Source organism: Nocardia sp. NPDC059228 (genome assembly GCF_042754245.1).
Taxonomy (GTDB): domain Bacteria; phylum Actinomycetota; class Actinomycetes; order Mycobacteriales; family Mycobacteriaceae; genus Nocardia.
On the sequence record NZ_JBHZAL010000109.1, the window covers coordinates 1 to 1,414 of the forward strand.

The 1,414-nt window shown below is 67.3% G+C and carries 2 protein-coding genes; one reads left to right on the top strand and one right to left on the bottom strand.

The window, feature by feature from the left end; all coding sequences use genetic code 11:
• Positions 1-153: 153 nt before the first annotated feature.
• Complete coding sequence (locus tag ACFXKA_RS42775; protein WP_379431873.1) at positions 154-921, bottom strand: DUF881 domain-containing protein; 768 nt, start codon at positions 919-921, stop codon at positions 154-156.
• Positions 922-1,063: 142 nt separating this feature from the next.
• Between ACFXKA_RS42775 and crgA the strand changes: the two genes are divergently transcribed.
• Complete coding sequence (gene crgA, locus ACFXKA_RS42780) at positions 1,064-1,321, top strand: cell division protein CrgA (protein WP_147873271.1); 258 nt, start codon at positions 1,064-1,066, stop codon at positions 1,319-1,321.
• Positions 1,322-1,414: the final 93 nt, after the last annotated feature.

Here is a 1,414-nt window from a genome sequence, read left to right on the forward strand (position 1 = left end):
GCCGGACCGGCGAGCGCGATACCGAACCAGACTAAGGGGCCACAGGGTCACGTGGGCGGCGCACGGGCCAGGTGTGCCGTTGCCCTCTTCTTCTTATAAAGAGGGTGGCTCGTGTCTCAAGGAGGGCGGGCGGGCCGGACGGTTTCGGCCGGGCTATTTCACCGGCTTCGCGTAGTGGAGGTCCACGGTGCCCGTGTAGCCGGGGAGCGTGGTCTCACCGTGCTCGTCGACCTTCCACCCGAGCCCGTACGCCTGCACGTACAGCTGGTAGTTCTGGATCGCGGGCGAATCCGCGAGCGCCTTCTGGAGCTTGCCCTGGTCCCCCACGGCCGTGATCTTGTACGGCGGTGAGTAGACCCGGCCCTGGAGGATCAGGGTGTTGCCGACGCAGCGCACCGCGCTGGTGGAGATCAGCCGCTGGTCCATGACGCGGATGCCGCTCGCGCCACCCTTCCAGAGCGCGTTGACGACGGCCTGGAGGTCCTGCTGGTGGATGACCAGGTCGTTGGGCTGCGGCTCCGGGTAGCCCGGATTGGCCGTGGCGTCCGGCGGGGCGTCGTCGAGGGTGACGGTCAGGGCCTTGCCCGAGACCTTCTTCGTGCCGGCCGCGTTCTCCAGACGGCGCAGTTCGGCGTCCTCCGCCTCCGTGGAGCCGGAGTCGCGGCTGGCGAGGGTGTCGACGTTCTCCCGTACGGCTCCGGTGGACTCCTCCAGTGCGGCGTTCCTGTCGCTGCGCTCCTGGATCAGGTCCGAGAGCTTGAGCAGGGAGTCGTCCGTACGGAGGTTGGTGCCCTTCGCCGTGTTGAAGCTCGTGACGAAGATGAGGCCGGCGAGGGCGAAGACCCCGGCCGTGAGCAGCCGGACCGGCCGCCAGATCGGTCGGCGGACCGGCCCTTCGGGGGAGTCGGCAGAATTGCTCAACGTACCCTTATCTCCTTAGGCGCCACGGAAGCACTACGCTAACGGACGCCCGGGGGAGCCGGCGTTCCCCCTGCTCCTCACCCCCGGCACACCGTTTCAGTTACCTGCGCGGTCACGCAGCGCATCGACAGGAGAGTCCCTCGTGCCGAAGTCACGTATCCGCAAGAAGGCCGATTTCACGCCGCCCCCCGCGGCGAAGCAGTCGACCACCATAAGGCTGTCCAACCGGAGCTGGGTGGCGCCGGTCATGCTCGCCCTGTTCCTCATCGGGCTGGCCTGGATCGTCGTCTTCTATGTGACCGAGGGCTCACTGCCGATCGACGCCTTCGGCAACTGGAACATCGTGGTCGGCTTCGGCTTCATCGCCGCCGGCTTCGGCGTCTCCACCCAGTGGAAGTAGCCGACCGGCCCGCAGCACTTCCGGCCCGCTGAGGCAAGCCCTGCCCCAAGCTATCCACTGGGTTATCCACACCTGGGGAAAAGGTCGGAAGAT